Below are 18,725 nucleotides of genomic sequence, written 5' to 3' on the forward strand. Positions count from 1 at the left end.
GCCCTTGCTCCGGAGTAGCTGTCATGAATACCTCAATCCCGCGTTATCACGGCTGGTCGCTGTTCGGCCTGCTGTCCTTGCTGGTACTGCTGATGACCGGCCTGATCCTGGTCCTCAACCCGGATCTGGTGGAAGCCACCCGCAGCGCGATTCGCGCCACGGCACGGACCTCGTTTGCGTTGTTTCTGGCGGCGTTCCTGGCGTCCGCTTTTGCCGTGCTGGTGCCCTCGCCCTTTACTAAATCCCTGGTGCGCGAGCGGCGCTTTATCGGTTTGGCGTTTGCCTTTTCGCATCTGGTACATGCGGTGTTGATCTATAGCTATGGGCAGTTGAATCCGGAGTTCTGGCCGGGGCGTACCACGGTGGGCAATATCCCCGGCTCGGTCGGCTATCTGTTCATTGTGTTGATGGCGATCACTTCATTCAAAACCACCACAAAAATGATCGGTCCCAAAGCCTGGAAAGCCCTGCATGTGACGGGGATGTGGGTGATTGCGGCGGTGTTTACCTATTCCAATTTCAAACGGATTCCGATGAGCGTCTGGTATGTGCTGCCGTTCGGGATCATGTGCGCGGCGATTGCCGTGCGGTGGGTGGGCAAACTCGCGTTGAAAAACAAGCGCAGTCAGCGCCACGCCTACCCCTGACTGAAATACGCAGCTCCTGCGGGGGGATTTCGTTGTTATCGGATGCTGCATCCGGCCGTGTATCCGAGTGTGTACAGCTGCCCTTTCGATACACCCCTCGCCTAAAACCCCATCCCGACGACATACCGCAGATACACCCGCTTGATGAAATGTGCGGGTCGATTGGCCAAGCCGATCAAAGCCCTCAACGGAGATCAAGCCCATGAACACTTCACTGTCTTCGGCCGTCAAAGGCCTGCACCTGAACCTCGACCGCGCCGGCAGCTGGATTGCGCCGCTGACCCTGCGCATTTTCCTTGCCTGGGAGTTTTTCGAGTCGGGCCTGGAGAAATGGAACGGCGAGAACTGGTTCGCCGACATCCAGGACGCCTTCCCCTTTCCGTTCAACCATGTTTCCGCCAATTTGAACTGGGAGTTGTCGATGTGGGCCGAGCTGATCTGCGCCCTCGCCCTGCTGGTGGGCCTGGGTACGCGGGTGTCGGCGATGATCCTGATCGTGGTCACGGTGGTGGCGACCGCAGCCGTTCACTGGCCGGCCGATTGGTCTACATTGAGTGAACTTGCCCAGGGCTACGCCATCACTAATAAGGGGCACGGTAACTTCAAGCTGCCACTGATCTACCTCGTCGCCCTGATGCCGCTGTTGCTGTCCGGCGCCGGCAAGCTCAGTCTGGATGCCCTGCTGGCTCGATTCTTCTGGCGTCGCGCTAACCGCTGAAACGTCAGTGTCTCGATAACGTCCCATACTCAAAAAAATGGAGCCATGGTCATGAGCCTCACACTTTACGGTTTCGACGGCAGCACCTACGTGCGCACGGTGAAGATGCTGCTGGTCGAGAAAGGCGCGGATTTCACTCAGGTGCAGGTCAACGTCTTAAAAGGCGAACCGCACCTGCCGGAACACCTGGCGCGCCACCCTTTCGGCAAGGTGCCAGTGATTGATCACGACGGTTTCCGGGTACTCGAAACCGCGGCGATCATGGCCTATCTGGATGAAGTGCTGCCCGGCCCGTCGCTGACCCCGGACAACGCCCATGACCGCGCGCGTAATCACATGGCCATGGGGCTCTACGATTCTTACGGCTACGGCGCGCTGGTCTCGGTGTTCGGTTTTCACTTGTTTCCGGATTTCATCGGTGGGCAGAATGAAGCGTCGCGGCGCAAAGGCATCGAAAATTCCAAGCGTGTGATCCGCGAATTAATGAAGATCAAGGGTGATGATCCGTTCATCGCCGGGCTTGCCCCCAGTTTCAGCGACTTCTACCTGGCCCCGGCCTGCGCCTACATCGCGATGACACCCGATGCAGCGCAAGTGTTTGCCGTGGACGGTTTCGCCGAGTGATGGAAACGTCTACAGGCCTTGCCGAGTTTCCAGGCGACCCTACCGCAATAAATCCAACTTTCACTGACGAAGACAGGAGCCACCATGAGCGTGACCACCCAATGGATCGAAATCGACAGCCCCGAAGGCAAATTCGGTGCTTACCTGGCGATTCCCCACACCCAGAAAGGGCCAGGGATTGTGTTGATTCAGGAGATCTTCGGCGTCAACGAACACATCCGCTCGGTTGCCGAGCAGTACGCCGCCGACGGCTATCTGGTGATTGCACCGGACCTGTTCTGGCGCAGCGGCCCGCGCATCGAGCTGGGCTACGACGAGGCCGGCTGGAAACGCGCGGTCGAGCTGATGAATGCCACCGATGTGAACGCGGCACAGGCTGACATCAAACTGGCCATCGATGCCCTGCAAGCCCAACCGGGCCTGGATGGCGGTATCGCCTCCATCGGTTACTGCTTCGGCGGCTTGCTGTCGTACCACACTGCCGCCAACGGCTTCGTCGACGTGGCCATCGCCTATTACGGCGGCGGCATCCAGAACCAATTGGACCGTGCCGATGAAATCCAGGTGCCGATCCTGATGCACTTCGGCGAAGCGGACAGCCACATTCCACTGGAAGCCGTGGAGAAAATCGCTGAGCGTTTCGACACCAACGACAACGTGGAGATTGTGGTGTACCCGGAGGCCGAGCATGGTTTCAACTGCTCACACCGCGACAGCTACAACCAGCGTGCAGCGGTCGAGGCCCATGGCAATACCCTGATCTTCCTGGGTATGGAACTCTAAGACTCAACCCGCCCCCTGTAGGAGCAAGGCTTGCCCGCGAAAGCGTCATTCCAGAAAACCATTTCTGTCGCCTGGAATGACGCCTCAAAACCCAACGCAAAGCCCCTGTAGGAGCGAGGCTTGCCCGCGAAAGCGTCATTCCAGAAAACCATTTCTGTCGCCTGGAATGACGCCTCAAAACCCCAACGCAAAACCCTTGTAGGAGCAAGGCTTGCCCGCGAAGGCGTCATTTCAGACAACCATTTTTTTCGCCTGGAATGACGCCTTCGCGGGCAAGCCTCGCTCCTACAGATTGGTGGCGAGGGCGCTGGCTCGCCACAGGTGCGTGCTGGCCCTGCCCGCCTACGTGACAAAAATTTCATTTTCTGTGCACCCAATCTTTTGCCGATACGACGTCCAATTCATCAGCAACATCCACTTTCGGATGCAAGCCCTGAGGAGTTGTCATGAAAGCTGTGCACCCCTTGATCAAGTTGCGGCATGTCTTGCTCGTTCCCCTGGCGCTCGCGGCGCTGGCGAGCACGCCGGTATTTGCCCAGCCCGAGATCATCATTCGCCAGGCGCCACCGCCACCGCGCATGGAGCAGGCGCCCATGGCCCGCCCCGGTTATGCCTGGGACAACGGCCACTGGCGCTGGGACGGTCGGGGTTATGTGTGGGCGCCGGGGCATTGGCAACGGATGCACCACGCAGGGCGCTGGATGCCCGGTCATTGGGAGGCGCGCGGACCGAACTGGTACTGGATCGAAGGGCGCTGGGTCCGTTGAGTCGTGAACGCAAGACCTGCCGGTTCGCCATCCTGGCGCCGGTTCGACTGAATCAAGGAATCTGGCTATGTCCCGACTATTCAAGACCACCGTTATCGCCGGCCTCATGGCGATCACCCTGTCCGGCTGCGTCATCGAACCGGCCCGCCCGCACCGCCCGCCACCACGGGTGGAAATGGTCCCGGTGATGCCCGCGCCGGGGTATCACTGGGTGGCCGGGCACTATCGATGGGCTCACAACGAGTGGGTGTGGGTGCCGGGGCATTGGAAGGGGTATTGAAGCGGGCCTAGTCTGCTGACACTGAACCTGTGGCGAGGGAGCTTGCTCCCGCCGGGTCGCGAAGCGGCCCTCTCTACCTAAAAAGAAGGGGGACTGCTTCGCTGTCCAGCGGGAGCAAGCTCCCTCGCCACAAGGTGTTCGTCAGCCCTATAAAGCTGTGACTTTTGATCCCATCATTTCTTTCGATCATTCACATCACGAAAGCGAATTTTTCATTTCCCCCCGACCTGTTCACGATGGCACCACCTAAAACAGCTCGGATGTGCCTCTCATGAATATCAACACAGCGCTTGCCTGCCTGATCGTGGTGTCCTTTGCCATTGCGCTGGGCCACGCCTGACAGCGCTATTTCGCGTCGCCGTCATGGGGTTTGTAAAACGTGAACAACCCGATCTGGGCCGTCTTGATGTACTCATGCGCCCAATCCGGCTTCACGGTCCGGTCATGAAAATACATCGCGCCATGGGTGCGATCCGGTAGTTGCTTGTTCAGCGCCTTGCGCGCGATTTCCTTGGCCATCGCATAGGGCACGTCTTCCTGGGCCGTGTCCGGCTTGCCGTCGCACCACCAGGAAAACTGGCATGCGTGCTTTTCCGAGCCTTGCTTGACGATCCCGCACACCGTGTCCGGAAAGCCCGCATGACCGAGCCGGTTCATCACCACGTTAGCGACCGCTTCCATGTCGGCGGAGTCCTTGCCCTTGGCTTCCCAGTAAATACTGCGGGCCATGCAGGTGATGGCTTCGTCCAGCGGCGCAGTGCCTGCCGGGTCGACAGCCTGGACTTCGGATTGGGTGATGGTCTCGGCCTTTTTCGGCGCCGGTGCCGTGCTGCCTTTGTCGGCGGCTTTCTCTTCCAGTACCTGGGCCTTGTCCACGGCCACTTCTTTTTTTTGCTCCTGGTCGTCAGCGAAAACCTGGCCTGCAAGCAGGGTGGCGGCAAGGCAGGCGGCAATCCACGGGAGGCGCATGATGGGCAGGCTCTTCAGGGCGTCGGCGGGCGACTTCGCTTCATTGTAGTCGGCAAATCATTGGAAAAGGCAGTGCCCTGAACGGGGCGAAATCGCGCATCATGGGCGCAGTCCGTTCAAGGGGGATTTTCATGCGCGTCCTATCATCTGTTTTGTGTGTTGCGGCGTTGTCGTCAGGCCTGGTGTTCGCTACCAGTGCCTTGGCCACTGACGAGACGCAACTGGTTCAGTCGATCAATACCTATCGCAGCCAAGTGCAGCGTTGTGGCGGTCAGGCATCGCCGGAGTTGCCGCCGCTGGCGGCCGATCCGCGCCTGGTGCTGTCCGCCACGCAGAACATCGACCTGCAACAGGCGATGGCGCAGGCGAAGTATCCGATGGTCAACGTGCAGGCGATCACCCTGTCCGGCCCGCGCGATGCGACGTCGGCCATGAAGGCCGTGCAGGAAAGCTTCTGTCAGGTGGTGTTGAACCCGCAATTTATCGATGTTGGCGTCAGCCGCGAAGGCAGCCAGTGGCGCATCGTCCTTGCGCGTCCGCTGTTGAGCGGGCGCCTGGGCGATGCTTCCGCTGAAGGTCAGAAGCTGCTGGAATTGCTTAACGCCGCGCGCGCCCAGCCGCGTCAGTGCGGCGGCCAGCCGTTCGCCGCCACCACGCCGCTGGCCTGGAACGCCACCTTGGGGGCGGTCGCCGAAGTCCACAGTCGGGACATGGCCAACAATAACTACTTCGATCACAAGGGCCGCGACGGCAGTACCCCAGGTGACCGCGCGGAACTGGGCGGCTACATCGCGCAGCAGATCGGCGAAAACATCGCCGCCGGCCAAGACACTACCCGCAAAGTCGTCGATGGCTGGCTCGGCAGCCCGGGGCACTGCGCCAACCTGATGAACCCGCAGTTCCACGAACTGGGCGCGGCGTATGCGGTGGACCCGAAAAGTGATGGCGGGATCTACTGGACGGCGATGTTCGGGACACAGTAAGTCTCAAGCACACCCGTCCCCGTAGGAGCAAAGCTTGCTCGCGATAGCGGTGTGTCAGTCACATCATTGCCGGATGTGATGCCGTCTTCGCGAGCAAGCTTTGCTCCTACGGAAGCGGTGCTTGATCGTTCCCACGCAGAGGGTGGGAACGATCAAACGCGCGCACCTATTCCCCGCTACTGTAAGCAAACCGTCGGTCTATGAAAAAGGCTCACCTCTTGAGCGATACATTCGCAAAACCCCAAGCCGTACCCCTACGCGAAGCCTTCCTCTTCTGGCTCAAGCTCGGCTTCATCAGTTTTGGCGGCCCGGCCGGGCAGATTTCGATCATGCATCAGGAATTGGTCGAGCGTCGGCGCTGGATGTCGGAGCGGCGTTTTCTACATGCGCTCAACTACTGCATGTTGTTGCCCGGGCCGGAGGCGCAACAGTTGGCGACGTACATCGGCTGGCTGATGCACCGGACCCTGGGCGGCGTGATGGCCGGCGTGCTGTTTGTGTTGCCGTCGCTGTTTATCCTGATTGGCTTGTCCTGGGTGTACATCGCCTTCGGGGATGTGCCGGTGGTAGCCGGATTGTTTTATGGGATCAAGCCGGCGGTGACCGCGATTGTGCTGCAGGCGGCCCATCGAATCGGCTCGCGGGCGCTAAAGAACGGCTGTTTGTGGGGGATCGCAGCAGCCTCATTCGTGGTCATTTTTGCGTTCAATGTGCCGTTCCCGCTGATTGTGCTGGGGGCGGCCGTGATCGGTTATTTCGGCGGACGGCTTGTCCCTGAGAAATTCAGCAACGGCGGCCACCGCGCAGCGAACGCCTCCTACGGCCCGGCACTGATCGATGACGACACCCCGACACCTGAACATGCCCGTTTCAGCGCGATGAAACTGCTGCGCCTGGCACTGATCGGCGCCGTCCTGTGGGCATTGCCGATGGGCGTGCTCACCGCGTTGTTCGGGTGGGACGGCACCTTGACCCAGATGGGCTGGTTCTTCACCAAAGCGGCGTTGCTGACCTTCGGTGGTGCCTACGCGGTGCTGCCGTATGTGTATCAGGGCGCGGTCGGTCACTATGGCTGGTTGACGCCGACGCAGATGATCGATGGTCTGGCGCTGGGCGAAACCACGCCCGGGCCGCTGATCATGGTGGTGGCTTTCGTCGCTTTTGTCGGCGGCTATGTGCAGCAGGTGTTCGGCGCCGAGCACCTGTTCCTCGCTGGCGCCCTCGCCGCCACACTGGTCACCTGGTTCACCTTCCTGCCGTCATTCCTGTTCATCCTCGCCGGCGGGCCACTGGTGGAGTCGACGCACAACGAACTGAAATTCACCGCGCCGCTGACGGCCATTACCGCCGCCGTGGTCGGGGTAATTCTCAACCTGGCAGGTTTCTTCGGCTACCACGTGCTCTGGCCCAACGGCTTCAGCGGCCACCTCGACTGGCCTTCGGCGCTGATCGCGATGGCAGCGGCGGTCGCGTTGTTTCGCTTCAAGCGCGGAGTGATCGAGGTGTTGATCGGCTGTGGGTTGATCGGCCTGGCCGTGCATTTGTTGCACTAGCGCTTAAACCGCCATATCGGCTTGCACCACTTCGATGCCCAGCCGCTGATAGTCCTCGACATTGCCCGACGCCAGATGACGCTCGGTGATCAGCGTCTGGATACGTCGGCAAGGCGCAACCACAAAGGGCTCCACCGCGCCCAGTTTGTCCGCCGTGGTCACCGCCACCACATGGGCCGCGCTGTCGAGCATCGCCTGCTTCACCGGTACTTCATCGAAGTGCAGCGAGCTGATGCCGACCTCGGGATGAATCGCGCACACCCCGGTGAACAGCAAATCCGCCTTGATCCCTTGAAACAGCCGCAACGTGTCATGCCCGCTCGCCGACATCGTCGCCGGATTGAGCTGACCGCCGGCCAGGATCACCTTGATGCCTTTGAATTCCGCCAGGGTGATCGCGATCATCGGCGAGGCCGTAACGGCAGTAATGGTGATATCCGCCGGCAACGACCGGGCAATCTGCAGCGTGGTCGAGCCGGAATCGAAAATCACGATCTGGCCAGCCTGCACGTACCGCGCGGCCAGTTGCGCCAGGTGGGTTTTCACTTCATCGGTTTCGCTGACACGGGTGAAGTAGTCCTTGCCGCTGTCCTTGGGCCGCGGCAATGCCCCGCCGTGCACCCGCTGCACCAGGCCGGCGCTGTCCAGTTCCGCCAGATCACGGCGGATGGTGTCTTCGGACACGGCGAAATGCTGGCTGAGCTCGGAGGCCATGACCTTGCCGTCACGTTCCAGGATCAAGAGGATTTTTTGTCGGCGCAGGGAAGGAAGTTCGATGACTGGATGCATGTTTATGCCTGATCTTGCGGGTTTGTGCAAGGTTAGCCAAAGCGCGGCATAAAAACAATCGAAGCGGTGGTGGATTTGTTTTCTGGCAACCTGCGGGACGCCGTAGCGTCGTGACCCTTTCCCCTGAGCCATCAGCCATGCTTTTTCCCCTCGTGTCGAACGGATCCCCAGTCGCGCCCAAACCGCCCGACAGCACCGCGAACGGGCACACGGCGCCCTGCGCGGTGTTCTGCGCTGATGGCGACGAAGGCACTTTTGAAGCGCAGGTCGTGGATCACTTATCAGCGGTCTTGGGAAACAGGCGGAAAGACTGAGGCAGCAATCGCCTCAGTTAGTCGCCACCCGCGCCACATTGCCCGAGGTCACCAACGCCTTCAGCGATGCATCGAACTGTTTCAACGCATTCACCTGCAACTCGGTTTGCTGATCGATTTGCGCCGCGATCTCCGGCGCCGCTTTGCCATGGACCCAGACCGAAGGCATTTGCTGTTCGCGGGAGCCTTCGGCCTTGCCGATGTATTGCAGGTTCGCGTCGTAGAACTTGGCGAGGAATCGCGCTTCGACCTGGTTGTTGCGCTTCGAAACCAAGCGACTGTAAGTGTCCAGCATCACCACCACATCCGGGTGCGCAGCCACCAGCGCATCGAGGTTGTCGTAGACGGTGACCGAGGCGAATTGTTTCTGCAGCGAACCCATCAGCCAGTTGATCGCCAGCGTCGGATCGGAGCTTTGGATGAAGGCATTGCTGATGCGCGAATCGAGGGCGGCGTTCTTGCTGCCGTTGACCGCGACCGAATGGTAGTTCTCAAGGTATTGGAGGGTGTTGACGGTGTTTTCGCTGTAGAGCACGCCCACCGATTGAGAATGTTGCAGGTTGGCGCTGCTATCCCCCATCGGCACGAAATGACAAGCCTGCAGGTCAGCGGCGTAGGCCGGGGCGGTGGCGGCGAAAGCGCCGGTCAGTACGGCGACAAGGGCGAAAGCAGTTGAGAGTCTCATCGCGCAGGTTCCTTCAGAAGCGAGATCGGTATGACGCTATCCTCCTCCGATGCTGAAAAAACAGAACTCGCATTTTCTGATGATGACTATCGATTGAACGAATGGTCAGGAAAGCCCGGCGTTAAGGCCTGCCAGAGATCTCCACCGCCTCCGCCATCCTCGTAGGAGCGAGGCTTGCCCGCGAAGGCGTCCGCGAGCGCACCGCCTAAACATGTTTAACGACGACTGTTTAAAGACACTCAGTGTTACGTCATAAACGGCTACAACGCCTTGCGCCGTTACCTACGCGTACGCCAGAATCCGCCGGCTTGTGCGTCTAGTGCCTGAGCTTTATCGTTTCCCCGTCGCTGAAAAACAGCGATCGGGTTTGGTAGCCCGGTGTACTGGCGCATAGCCGAATGCAGACGCTTTCTTAGGTCGATGCTTTTTGGTGGCCATGCGCAGGGTCCCTTCGGGGCGCCGGTTCCAGTACTCCGGTCTACCAACCTGTGTATGGCCACCACCTCCTCGTTTGGTAGCGAAAGTGATGGCTCCTATTAGCTAGTACTGGAGTTTCATCTATGTTCAAAGTTACACCCAATCCCCCGAATGCCGGTCCAGTCCCCTGAGACGCCTCTTTCGAGATTGACCCCAAGAAAATGAAAGAGGCCGCCGACCGCGCGCTCAGCCATTACCTCAACCCCGGGGCGACGAAAACGCAGATACCGCCCCGCAGTTCCGGCACCTTCTTCACCATCGACGCAGCGGTGGATGACGAAACGTTGCTGGTCGAGGTCTACGAATCGTTATCAACGGCCCGCAAGATGGTCAACGATCTCGTCGAGCTGACGGACGGCCCGCGACGCCACACGATGCTGGTGTTGCATCGGTCGCTCCTGATGGGTGAGATGGCGGCCAATCGGATGCTGGATAACCACAAGCCCGGCTAATCGCCCGGCCCTGTAGGAGCAAAGCTTGCTCGCGATGGCGTCCATAAGATCGCTATCGCGGGCAAGCCATGCTCCTACATTCGTTTGAGGGTGTTCACAGAATTCGTGGCCGACACCGCTCGCTCCTACACAGATGTGCAGCGGACGCAGCAGTTGCCTATCGGGCTAAAAAGCAGCTTGCCCAATACATATGGATATCCGTATATTCGGACTTCCACACCTCTAAGACGCCCCCATGCTCAGCCCTCCTGCCCTCTACAAATGCCTGTCCGACGAAACCCGCGCCCGGGCCACTCTGCTGATCACCCGTGAGGGCGAGTTGTGCGTCTGCGAGTTGGTCTGTGCGCTGGACGACAGCCAGCCGAAGATCTCGCGCCATCTGGCGCAGCTGCGGGCATGCGGCCTGCTGCTTGATCGACGCCAGGGGCAATGGGTGTATTACCGGCTCAATCCCGAACTGCCCGCCTGGGTTCGCGCGGTGCTTGAAACCACATTGCACGCCAACGCCGACTGGCTTGAGGAAAACACCGCCCGCCTCAATCAGATGAGCGACCGCCCACTCAATACCGCAGCGTGCTGCTGACCTGACCCATTGGAGTTTCCATGCGCGTTCTATTCATGTGCACCGCCAACAGCTGCCGCAGCATCCTTAGCGAAGCGATGTTCAATCATCTGGCGCCGCAGGGCTTCGAAGCGGTCAGCGCCGGCAGCTTTCCCAAGGGCCAGGTCCTGCCGCGCAGCCTGATCACCTTGCAAGAAGCCGGGATTGCCATCGAAGGCTTGAGCAGCAAAGGCAACGACGCCTTCGAAGCCAACCCGCCGGACATCGTCATCACGGTCTGCGACAAGGCGGCCGGTGAGGCTTGCCCCGTCTACTTCGGCCCGGCGCTGAAAGCCCATTGGGGACTGGAAGATCCATCGGAGGTGACGGGCGACGAAGCCGCGGTATCCGCCGCCTTCCAATCAACCCTGGTACGTATCGAAACCCGCTGCCGAGCCTTCCTCGCCCTGCCCTTCGCCGAACTTGATCGCGATGCCTTGAAGCGGGAACTCGACCGCATCAGCACCTTGTAACTGGAGCCTTTCATGACTCACCCGCTGCCCAATCTCGACACCTCACTGATTCAAACTCCTGATCAAACCGGTCCGCACAAACCACGGATTTTGCTGCTGTACGGCTCGACCCGCGCCCGCTCCTTCAGTCGCCTGATGGTCGAAGAAGCCGCGCGTTTGCTCGAACACTTCGGCGCCGAGACGCGGATCTTCAACCCCTCCGGTTTGCCACTGCCGGACGATGCGCCGAACGATCACCCGAAAGTCCAGGAACTGCTTGAGCTGATGCAATGGTCCGAAGGCCAGGTCTGGTGTTCGCCGGAGCGTCACGGCTCGATGTCGGCGGTGTTCAAGGCCCAAATAGACTGGGTGCCGCTGGCCATCGGCGCGATTCGCCCGACCCAGGGCAAGACCCTGGCGGTGATGCAGGTGTGTGGCGGCTCGCAATCTTTCAACGTGGTCAATCAACTGCGCGTGTTGGGGCGCTGGATGCGCATGTTCACCATCCCCAATCAATCCTCGGTGCCCAAAGCCTATCTGGAGTTTGACGAGGGCAACCGCATGAAACCCTCGGCGCTCTACGACCGGGTGGTGGATGTAATGGAGGAACTGGTCAAGTTCACGTTGCTGCTGCGCGATCGCCCCGACCTGGTTGATCGCTATTCGGAGCGCAAGGAGTCCGCCGAGGAACTGACCCGGCGGGTGAATCAGCGCTCGATTTGAACCAGGCGTCGTAAACCCGCGCCCCCATCAATGACCGACCACCGCCGCACCGCCCTGCCGTTGCCCCTGCGGAAAACCATGCACCCGCGCGCCAACGGCAATCCATAACCCCGCCAGCAGCAGCACCAGCAATACCCACGGAAACGACACGACACCGACCTGATCGAGCAGCACACCACCGAACAGACCGGCGATGGCGATCGCGCCGTTCCAGGCCACGACGTTCATGGACAAGGCAACGTCCGCGCCCTCACCCGCCGTATCAGCCAGTGCGGTCTGCAGCAGTGTCGCGGCGCCGCCGAAGGTCAGGCCCCAGACAAAGGTGCCGACATAGATGACGATCACGGATTGGGAAAAGAACCCGAAAACGCAGGCTGTCGCGGCGAACGTGGCGAGGCTGAGCAACACGGCGTTGCGCAGATACCGGTCCACCAACCGCCCAGTGATCCAGATACTGAGCAACGCGGCGATGCCGAACACCAGCAGCACCAGATCGATATCGCTGGCCAGCCCGGCCGGGGTCACGAAGGGCGCGACATAGGTATAAAGAATGTTGTGCGCCAGCATCCAGGTCATCACCACCCCGAGGACCGGGCGCACGCCTGGGGTGAAAAAAACCTGCTCGGCACAGCCCACCGCCGTTTCTGCGCCACTGGCCGAGGCCCGGGCTCGCAACCGGGCGGGCATTATCGCCTGCATCGAACGCGCGATTGCTCAGGGCGAACTGCCGGTCACTACCGACACCAAAGCCCTGGCCGCCATGTTTGACAGCTTTCTTCTGGGTCTGACGGCGCTGGCCAGAGACGAGATTCCCCATGCGGTGATGGATGCGTCGGTGACTCAGGTCATGGCGGTGTGGGATGCCTTGAGTGCGACCACGGCGCGGTGATAAACCCTCTCTGCACACATTGATCTGGCGTGTTACGACCGCAACACGCCAATCGCCCGCCGATACTTCTCAACCCGCTCCAGATCGTCCCATGACGGCTGCGCAATCCGCGACAAGTCGCTGTTTTCTTCCAGGTCCGCGAGTTTGACCACTCGGCCTATCGGGTTCAGCGCTGCGCGTTCGACGAACGCCTCATAGGATTCACCCTCGACTTTGGTGACCGATGCGATCGCCTCTAACACCGCTTCGCTGAAACCTTCCTGGCGCAGCGCTTCGAGGCTGATGCCGGTGTCTTCGACCACGTCGTGCAGCACGGCGACGATCCGCTCTTCCAGGGTCGTCACCCGCAACATGACTTTCAGTGGATGCAGGATGTAAGGCGATCCACCCTTGTCGACCTGCCCTTCGTGGGCGGCTGCGGCGATTGCAATCGCCCGTTCCAGGGTCTGGCTCATCGGGTTGCTCCTCAATTAAATGCCGTAGCGGCCGGTGATGGAAAAGTTGCGTTTGAACCAGCCGGCGGTTGAACCCCACAGGCTCGGTGGCTTGGCGTGCTGTTTGAGGATCATGGCGACGATAGTCGACTGATCAGCAGCGTGATGGGCATCCACCAGTGCGGCCACCCAGCCACAGCCGGATTTTTCCAGGTGCTGGCGCCAGTCACCGGGCCAGGCCTCAAGCTGCGCAACCGCTAGCCATATCGCCCCGCCCTGCTCGCAATGCCCGCCGCCAATCGACTGTTCGAAACACAACGGTTTGTCGGGCCGGGACGGGTCGATGTGAAAAACATAAACATCGTGATGCTGATGTTGCGGCGTCGGGGCGTTGTTCTGACTACCGATTGTGATCATGGCCACTTTCCATCCTTGGTCATCGGGGAAAGCCGCCAGCTTAAAGGCCTAAAGCTTATAAGTCACATACCGCCCACGCCCGGTTTTCTTCGCTTGGTACATCACGCGGTCAGCGGCCAGCAGCAGCGTGTCGGCGGAACTTTGCCCGTCGCCCAAGGCGATGCCGATCGACACACCGACAATGCACACCGTGCCGGAAATAAAAAACGGTGCGCTCAAGGCCTCGATGCATTGGGTCGCCACGCGGCTGAGGGTCTGTTCGGCGTCGACGCCCAGGTCGCTCAGCAGCACGACAAACTCATCGCCACCAATGCGCGCGAGGGTGTCGCTCTCGCGCACCACGGACGAAAAGCGCCGCGCCACCTGGCGCAATACCTCATCGCCCGCCTCGTGGCCCAACGTGTCGTTGATGTGTTTGAAACCATCGAGGTCCATGAACAACAGGCCAACCTGGGTACCGGTGCGTCGCGCCAGGGACAACACCTGCCGAAGGCGACCGGAGAGGTGATGGCGGTTGCACAGACCCGTCAGGGTGTCGTGATGGGCGATTTTCTTTAGTTCATCCTGTTTGTCATTCAACTTGAGCAACAGCCGATTGAACGCCGAAATCAGGTGCCCGACTTCATCATCACGCACCACCGCCAACGGCGCGTGGGGCAGTTCATCGCGGGTCATGCGATCGGCCTGCTCGGCAGCACGGAACAGGTGGCGGAACACAAAATACAGACCAATGGAGGCGAACGTGGCGAAAAACAGAATCGAGAACACCGCGCCCTTCATCAGGAAATGCTGGGTGCGCGTCACGGTGGCAAACGCCTCGCTGGCGGGCAAACGGGCGACGATGAACCAATTGGCGCTCGGAACGGCGGCGATGGCGGCGACTTCCTCGACCCCTTTTGAATTGAGGGTCAGCCCAGTGCCGCGGAACCCCGCCATCGCCCGGTCATGCAAGGCATTGACGCCGGGGACCGACGTTGGATTGAGTCGCACATCACGGCTGGAAGACTCGATATACAAGCGGCTTTCGGGGAACACCAGCAGGAAATCCCCGGTGGCATCGCCGACGCGACTCTGCAGCAACGAATCCAGGAGCCCCGTGGCGCCCAGTACGCTGACGCCGACCAAAACCGCCTGGACTTCACCGGCGGCATTCTTGATGGGCGCGGACATGGGCAGAATCGGCGTCTGAGTCGCCTTGTCGAGCGCCGGTTGACCGATCAACGAGCGCCCCGCCAGCCCTGCCCGGATGTAATCACGCTCGGCGAAGTCGGTATCCACCGGTTCCGGGAAATTCGCCAGTAAACGCCCTTTGCCGCTGACGATGAACAAATCTGCGGTGAACAGTGTTTGGAACTCGTAATGCGCTTTCAGCCACGTTTGCAGCTGCTGCGGCTGCGTCAGGAGATCGGTCGGAACCGAATCGGCCAGGCGATCCAGCATCAATTGACGCTGGACGAGTTTGTAGTCGATGTCCTTGGCAACATAGGTGGCGAGGGTCAATTGCTGGCCTTCAACCACACTGCTCAGGTCTTCACGCAGGAAATTGGTCAAGACGTAATAACGCACCACGGCACCAAAAATGACCATGCACAGCGCTAGCAACAGCAATCGGGTGACGATGCTGTGAGCGATACGGGTGAAACGCAACGGCGCGTGATGATGTTTTGGCATCATCGAAGTGTATCTGAATATGATTGCGCTTTTTGCAATACTCCAAACCCGGTGCAAGATGGCGAAAATCGTCGAGGACAACGTGTGACCCAACACCGAATCAGCCTGATCATGCCCGCCAGCGCAGCCGACGCCTTCGAAGCCTTCCACAATCACACGGTGCGCATGCAGTGGGACACCCTGTTGGCCCGCGCCGGGGTCGAAGGTGGCGGCATCCGCCCGTATATCGGCGCAATCACGTTCAATGAAGGACGAGGCTGGAAACGCTACTTTTCCATGCGCACCCGTTTCGTCAACTTCCAGCCGGGACAGGTCGCCGCAGCCTTGTTGGTCGAGCCTGAGGGCGTGTTTGCGTGGTGGGCCGCGTCGATGCGTCATCGTGATCTGGGTGACAACCGGTCGGAGTTGATCTACACCTTCAGCGTCCGCCTACGACCGCGTTGGCTCGGCGGGTTGCTGGACCCGCTGGTCAATCGTATTTTCGAGCATGAAACACGTCAGCGCTTCGCCGCGATGGCCGCGTTTCTACAGACCAAAAAACAACAATAAGGAGTTGAAAATGCCTGAACTGAACCTGCACCCCAAAGCCGCCGAGTCCTTGAAGCAATGGCACGCGATGATCCGCCAGGGCGACTTGCAGGCCTTGCCCGAGTTGCTGGACCCAAAAGCCGTGTTCCGCTCGCCCATGGCGCACACGCCATACCCGGGAGCAGCCGTGGTGGCGATGATTCTGAACACCGTGGTCGACGTTTTTGAAAACTTTGAATATCACCGCGAATTGGCGACAGCGGACGGGTTGAATGTCGTACTCGAGTTCAGCGCGCAGGTCGGCGGCAAGGAGCTAAAAGGGATCGACATGATCCGGTTCAATGAGGAAGGCAAAATCGTTGAATTTGAAGTGATGGTCCGGCCATTGAGTGGCTTGCAAGCCTTGGGCGCCGAAATGGGCAGCCGACTGGGCGCTTACCTGGCGGCCAGCAAAGCCTGATCGGTGCTTTTGACTGAACATCGTCCCTGTGGCGAGGGGGCTTGCCCCCGTTGGGGTGCGAAGCGCCCCCAGTTTTCAGGGCTGCTGCGCAGCCCAACGAGGGCTTGCCCCCTCACCACAGGTATTGGTCCCCTTTTAAAGGATCTGCGCCGCGACCGCGGCCTTGTCGATGACCGACCAGACGTTCCAGATCTTCCCGTGTTTGAACTCATAAAACACATTCTCGCTAAACACCACCCGCCGCCCGTTCACCGGCAAACCGAACAGTTCTCCCACTGGCGTGCAGTCGAAACACAGCCTGGCGGCGATGTGTGGCGGGTCGGCGATGAGGCGTTCGATGACGAAGCGCAGATCCGGGATCGAACGGAAATCGCGCTCCAGCATCGCCCGGTAGCCGGATAACCCGATGCGCTGGCCATTGTAATGCGCGTCTTCATCCACCAATTGGCCCAGGGCGGGCCAGTCCTGGCGGTTGAGGCAGTCGATGTAAGCGCGGTAGGTGTCGCTGAGTGTTTGTCTGTTCATGGCTCAATCTCTCCCTTTTAACCTGTGCAAGCCAGGGCTGAACGCTCTGCATCCGTTATTTATGCTCAGTTCCCAACTTAATAATATTTTACCGATACCGGGGTGAACCCTAGTCTTGAGCCCAAGAGATGGCAGGCCATAACCGACCTGACTCCCACTTCGAAGGGTAAAGAGATGACCACTGAAACAATAAAAATAGACACGCTGATCGTTGGCGCCGGTCAAGCTGGCGTGGCCATGAGTGAACACTTGAGCAAACTCGGTGTGCCGCACCTGGTGCTGGAGCGCAATCGTATTGCCGAACGCTGGCGCACCAGCCGCTGGGATTCGTTGGTGGCCAATGGTCCGGCCTGGCACGATCGCTTTCCGGGCATGGAGTTCGACGATCTGAGCCCCGACGGCTTTGCCCCGAAAGAGCGGGTGGCCGATTATTTCGAAGCCTACGCCAAGAAATTCAACGCACCGGTCCGCACTGGCGTGGACGTGTTGAAGGTCGAGCGCAATGTCGGTCGCCCGGGTTTCACCGTTGAAACCTCCGAAGGCGTGATCGAAGCCAACCGTGTGGTGGCCGCCACCGGGCCGTTCCAGCGCCCGGTGATCCCGCCGATTGCACCGAAAGACGCGCCGTTCACCCAAATCCATTCCGCTGAATACCGCAACCCGCAGCAACTGCCCGAAGGCGCGGTGCTGGTGGTGGGTGCCGGGTCGTCGGGGGTGCAGATCGCCGATGAATTGCAGGCTGCCGGCAAGAAGGTGTACCTCTCGGTCGGCGCTCACGACCGCCCGCCTCGCGCCTACCGCAACCGTGATTTCTGCTGGTGGCTGGGTGTGCTTGGTGAGTGGGATCAAGCGGCGATGAAGCCGGGGCGCGAGCACGTGACCATCGCCGTCAGCGGCGCCCATGGCGGTCGCACCGTGGACTTCCGAGGCCTGGCCCATCGCGGCATGACCCTGGTCGGCCTGACCCAATCGTTCAATGGCACCGTGGCGACCTTCCAGCCCAACCTGGCGGAAAACCTGGCCCGTGGCGATGAGAACTACAAGGCACTGCTCGATGCCGCCGACGCCTACATCGAGCGTAATGGCCTGGACCTGCCGGAAGAGCCGGAAGCCCGGCACACCTTCCCGGACCCGGACTGCGTGACGAACCCGATTCTTGAGCTCGACCTGGTCAAGGCCGGCGTCACGTCGATCATCTGGGCCACCGGTTTTGCCACGGATTACAGCTGGCTGAAGGTCAACGCGTTCGACGACAACGGCAAGCCGCAACATCAGCGTGGCGTGTCGAGCGAGCCTGGCGTGTATTTCCTCGGCCTGCCGTGGCAGTCACGGCGTGGTTCGTCGTTTATCTGGGGCGTCTGGCATGACGCCAAGTACGTGGCCGACCACATCGCCATCCAGCGTTCATACCTCGACTACCGCGATGCCGACCAGCGTGCCGCCGACACCGCCCCGCTCGCCCACAAAACCATCGTCAGCGCTTAATTCTTTTGCAGGAGCTTCACATGGCCACGCCAACCCACACTCGCATCCGCATGTTCAACACCAAGGAAACCTACCCGAACCAGAGCCTGGACAATGACCTGTGCCAAGCCGTCCGCGCTGGCAACACCGTGTATGTTCGCGGCCAGGTCGGGACCGATTTCGAGGGCAACCTGGTGGGCCTCGGCGACCCGCGTGCGCAGGCCGAGCAAGCCATGCGCAACGTCAAACAGCTGCTGGAAGAAGCCGGCAGCGACCTGAGCCACATTGTGAAAACCACCACGTACCTGATCGACCCGCGCTATCGCGAGCCGGTGTATCAGGAAGTCGGCAAGTGGCTCAAAGGTGTGTTTCCGATTTCGACCGGGTTGGTGGTGTCGGCGCTGGGGCAACCGCAGTGGTTGATGGAGATTGATGTGATTGCGGTGATTCCGGAGTAAGTACCGGTAGACCGAGGCGCGGCGTTCGCGGGCAAGCCTCGCTCCTACAGGGGAACGCATTC

At 60.3% G+C, this 18,725-nt stretch carries 24 protein-coding genes and 1 pseudogene; 17 read left to right on the plus strand and 8 right to left on the minus strand.

Translation table 11 applies throughout. The features are described 5' to 3' along the window. Nucleotides 1-23 precede the first annotated feature (23 nt). The 6 genes from FQ192_RS09810 to FQ192_RS09835 all read left to right on the plus strand — a co-directional run bounded on the left by FQ192_RS09810 (nt 24) and on the right by FQ192_RS09835 (nt 3,819). The gene (locus FQ192_RS09810) at nt 24-647 is read left to right on the plus strand and encodes a ferric reductase-like transmembrane domain-containing protein (RefSeq protein ID WP_149658435.1); all 624 of its coding nucleotides are present in this window, start codon (nt 24-26) and stop codon (nt 645-647) included. A 202-nt stretch (nt 648-849) separates the two neighbouring features. Then, entirely contained in the window at nt 850-1,365 is a 516-nt protein-coding gene (locus FQ192_RS09815; RefSeq protein WP_149658436.1) for a DoxX family protein, read from the plus strand. A gap of 51 nt (nt 1,366-1,416) precedes the next feature. After that, the gene (locus tag FQ192_RS09820; RefSeq protein WP_149658437.1) at nt 1,417-1,989 is read left to right on the plus strand and encodes a glutathione S-transferase family protein; all 573 of its coding nucleotides are present in this window, start codon (nt 1,417-1,419) and stop codon (nt 1,987-1,989) included. An 84-nt stretch (nt 1,990-2,073) separates the two neighbouring features. Continuing rightward, nucleotides 2,074-2,772, plus strand: a complete 699-nt coding sequence (locus tag FQ192_RS09825; RefSeq protein ID WP_149658438.1) for a dienelactone hydrolase family protein — start codon at nt 2,074-2,076, stop codon at nt 2,770-2,772. Nucleotides 2,773-3,218: 446 nt separating this feature from the next. After that, complete coding sequence (locus FQ192_RS09830) at nt 3,219-3,539, plus strand: YXWGXW repeat-containing protein (RefSeq protein WP_149658439.1); 321 nt, start codon at nt 3,219-3,221, stop codon at nt 3,537-3,539. A gap of 67 nt (nt 3,540-3,606) precedes the next feature. Then, on the plus strand, nt 3,607-3,819 hold the full coding sequence (locus FQ192_RS09835; RefSeq protein WP_149658440.1) for a YXWGXW repeat-containing protein: 213 nt from the start codon (nt 3,607-3,609) through the stop codon (nt 3,817-3,819). 345 nt (nt 3,820-4,164) lie between these two features. Here the strand turns inward: FQ192_RS09835 and FQ192_RS09840 are convergent, their stop codons facing one another. Continuing rightward, a complete protein-coding gene (locus FQ192_RS09840; protein ID WP_149658441.1) occupies nt 4,165-4,788 on the minus strand; it encodes a cell wall hydrolase in 624 nt (207 codons plus the stop codon). Between the two features lie 131 nt (nt 4,789-4,919). Here FQ192_RS09840 and FQ192_RS09845 point away from each other — a divergent pair, with 131 nt between their 5' ends. Together FQ192_RS09845 and chrA are read left to right on the plus strand one after the other, a co-directional pair. Then, nucleotides 4,920-5,771 (plus strand): CAP domain-containing protein, encoded by an 852-nt coding sequence (locus FQ192_RS09845; RefSeq protein WP_149658442.1) that lies wholly within the window; start codon nt 4,920-4,922, stop codon nt 5,769-5,771. A 218-nt stretch (nt 5,772-5,989) separates the two neighbouring features. Beyond that, the gene (gene chrA / locus FQ192_RS09850; RefSeq protein ID WP_256672242.1) at nt 5,990-7,324 is read left to right on the plus strand and encodes a chromate efflux transporter; all 1,335 of its coding nucleotides are present in this window, start codon (nt 5,990-5,992) and stop codon (nt 7,322-7,324) included. A 3-nt stretch (nt 7,325-7,327) separates the two neighbouring features. Here chrA and FQ192_RS09855 read toward each other — a convergent pair whose 3' ends face one another. Together FQ192_RS09855 and FQ192_RS09860 are read right to left on the minus strand one after the other, a co-directional pair. Continuing rightward, the gene (locus FQ192_RS09855) at nt 7,328-8,113 is read right to left on the minus strand and encodes a DeoR/GlpR family DNA-binding transcription regulator (RefSeq protein ID WP_149658444.1); all 786 of its coding nucleotides are present in this window, start codon (nt 8,111-8,113) and stop codon (nt 7,328-7,330) included. Between the two features lie 327 nt (nt 8,114-8,440). Continuing rightward, on the minus strand, nt 8,441-9,112 hold the full coding sequence (locus tag FQ192_RS09860; RefSeq protein ID WP_149658445.1) for an ATPase: 672 nt from the start codon (nt 9,110-9,112) through the stop codon (nt 8,441-8,443). Between the two features lie 638 nt (nt 9,113-9,750). Here FQ192_RS09860 and FQ192_RS09865 point away from each other — a divergent pair. The 4 genes from FQ192_RS09865 (at nt 9,751) to arsH (ending at nt 11,817) form a co-directional block, all read left to right on the plus strand. After that, nucleotides 9,751-10,041, plus strand: coding sequence for a DUF6124 family protein (locus FQ192_RS09865; RefSeq protein WP_306108888.1), 291 nt, complete (start codon nt 9,751-9,753; stop codon nt 10,039-10,041). 235 nt (nt 10,042-10,276) lie between these two features. Further along, nucleotides 10,277-10,624 carry a metalloregulator ArsR/SmtB family transcription factor gene (locus tag FQ192_RS09870; RefSeq protein WP_133836008.1) on the plus strand — a complete coding sequence of 116 codons (348 nt, stop codon included), beginning with the start codon at nt 10,277-10,279 and terminating at the stop codon, nt 10,622-10,624. Between the two features lie 20 nt (nt 10,625-10,644). Next, nucleotides 10,645-11,115, plus strand: a complete 471-nt coding sequence (locus FQ192_RS09875) for an arsenate reductase ArsC (RefSeq protein WP_149658446.1) — start codon at nt 10,645-10,647, stop codon at nt 11,113-11,115. Between the two features lie 12 nt (nt 11,116-11,127). Further along, a complete protein-coding gene (gene arsH / locus FQ192_RS09880; protein ID WP_149658447.1) occupies nt 11,128-11,817 on the plus strand; it encodes an arsenical resistance protein ArsH in 690 nt (229 codons plus the stop codon). Between the two features lie 27 nt (nt 11,818-11,844). Here arsH and FQ192_RS09885 read toward each other — a convergent pair. Continuing rightward, nucleotides 11,845-12,438 (minus strand): annotated as a pseudogene (locus FQ192_RS09885) (MFS transporter); the annotation flags it as partial. Between FQ192_RS09885 and FQ192_RS09890 the strand changes: the two are divergent. Further along, nucleotides 12,368-12,706, plus strand: coding sequence for a TetR family transcriptional regulator C-terminal domain-containing protein (locus FQ192_RS09890; RefSeq protein ID WP_178129052.1), 339 nt, complete (start codon nt 12,368-12,370; stop codon nt 12,704-12,706). The pseudogene FQ192_RS09885 and the gene FQ192_RS09890 overlap by 71 nt on opposite strands. A gap of 32 nt (nt 12,707-12,738) precedes the next feature. On the opposite strand, the gene FQ192_RS09895 is transcribed toward FQ192_RS09890, so the two are convergent. Genes FQ192_RS09895 through FQ192_RS09905 form a run of 3 tightly spaced genes read right to left on the minus strand, consistent with a single transcriptional unit; the run spans nt 12,739 to nt 15,231 of the window. After that, nucleotides 12,739-13,161, minus strand: a complete 423-nt coding sequence (locus FQ192_RS09895) for an HD domain-containing protein (RefSeq protein ID WP_133836003.1) — start codon at nt 13,159-13,161, stop codon at nt 12,739-12,741. Nucleotides 13,162-13,176: 15 nt separating this feature from the next. Beyond that, nucleotides 13,177-13,557 carry a hypothetical protein gene (locus tag FQ192_RS09900; RefSeq protein WP_149658449.1) on the minus strand — a complete coding sequence of 127 codons (381 nt, stop codon included), beginning with the start codon at nt 13,555-13,557 and terminating at the stop codon, nt 13,177-13,179. A 48-nt stretch (nt 13,558-13,605) separates the two neighbouring features. Beyond that, nucleotides 13,606-15,231, minus strand: a complete 1,626-nt coding sequence (locus FQ192_RS09905; protein WP_256672243.1) for a sensor domain-containing diguanylate cyclase — start codon at nt 15,229-15,231, stop codon at nt 13,606-13,608. A gap of 108 nt (nt 15,232-15,339) precedes the next feature. Here FQ192_RS09905 and FQ192_RS09910 point away from each other — a divergent pair, with 108 nt between their 5' ends. Next, nucleotides 15,340-15,777, plus strand: coding sequence for a hypothetical protein (locus FQ192_RS09910; RefSeq protein ID WP_372242337.1), 438 nt, complete (start codon nt 15,340-15,342; stop codon nt 15,775-15,777). Between the two features lie 10 nt (nt 15,778-15,787). After that, a complete protein-coding gene (locus FQ192_RS09915) occupies nt 15,788-16,216 on the plus strand; it encodes a nuclear transport factor 2 family protein (RefSeq protein WP_149658451.1) in 429 nt (142 codons plus the stop codon). Nucleotides 16,217-16,351: 135 nt separating this feature from the next. Here FQ192_RS09915 and FQ192_RS09920 read toward each other — a convergent pair whose 3' ends face one another. Beyond that, nucleotides 16,352-16,741 (minus strand): ester cyclase, encoded by a 390-nt coding sequence (locus FQ192_RS09920; RefSeq protein WP_149658452.1) that lies wholly within the window; start codon nt 16,739-16,741, stop codon nt 16,352-16,354. Between the two features lie 138 nt (nt 16,742-16,879). Between FQ192_RS09920 and FQ192_RS09925 the strand changes: the two genes are divergently transcribed. Both FQ192_RS09925 and FQ192_RS09930 read left to right on the plus strand, forming a co-directional pair. Next, entirely contained in the window at nt 16,880-18,226 is a 1,347-nt protein-coding gene (locus FQ192_RS09925; protein ID WP_372242338.1) for a flavin-containing monooxygenase, read from the plus strand. 20 nt (nt 18,227-18,246) lie between these two features. After that, nucleotides 18,247-18,663: a RidA family protein gene (locus tag FQ192_RS09930; RefSeq protein WP_140667693.1), complete on the plus strand. Its 417-nt coding sequence runs from the start codon at nt 18,247-18,249 to the stop codon at nt 18,661-18,663. Nucleotides 18,664-18,725: the final 62 nt, after the last annotated feature.

It is taken from the genome of Pseudomonas sp. ANT_J12, from assembly GCF_008370045.1.
In the GTDB taxonomy this organism is placed as follows: Bacteria; Pseudomonadota; Gammaproteobacteria; order Pseudomonadales; family Pseudomonadaceae; genus Aquipseudomonas.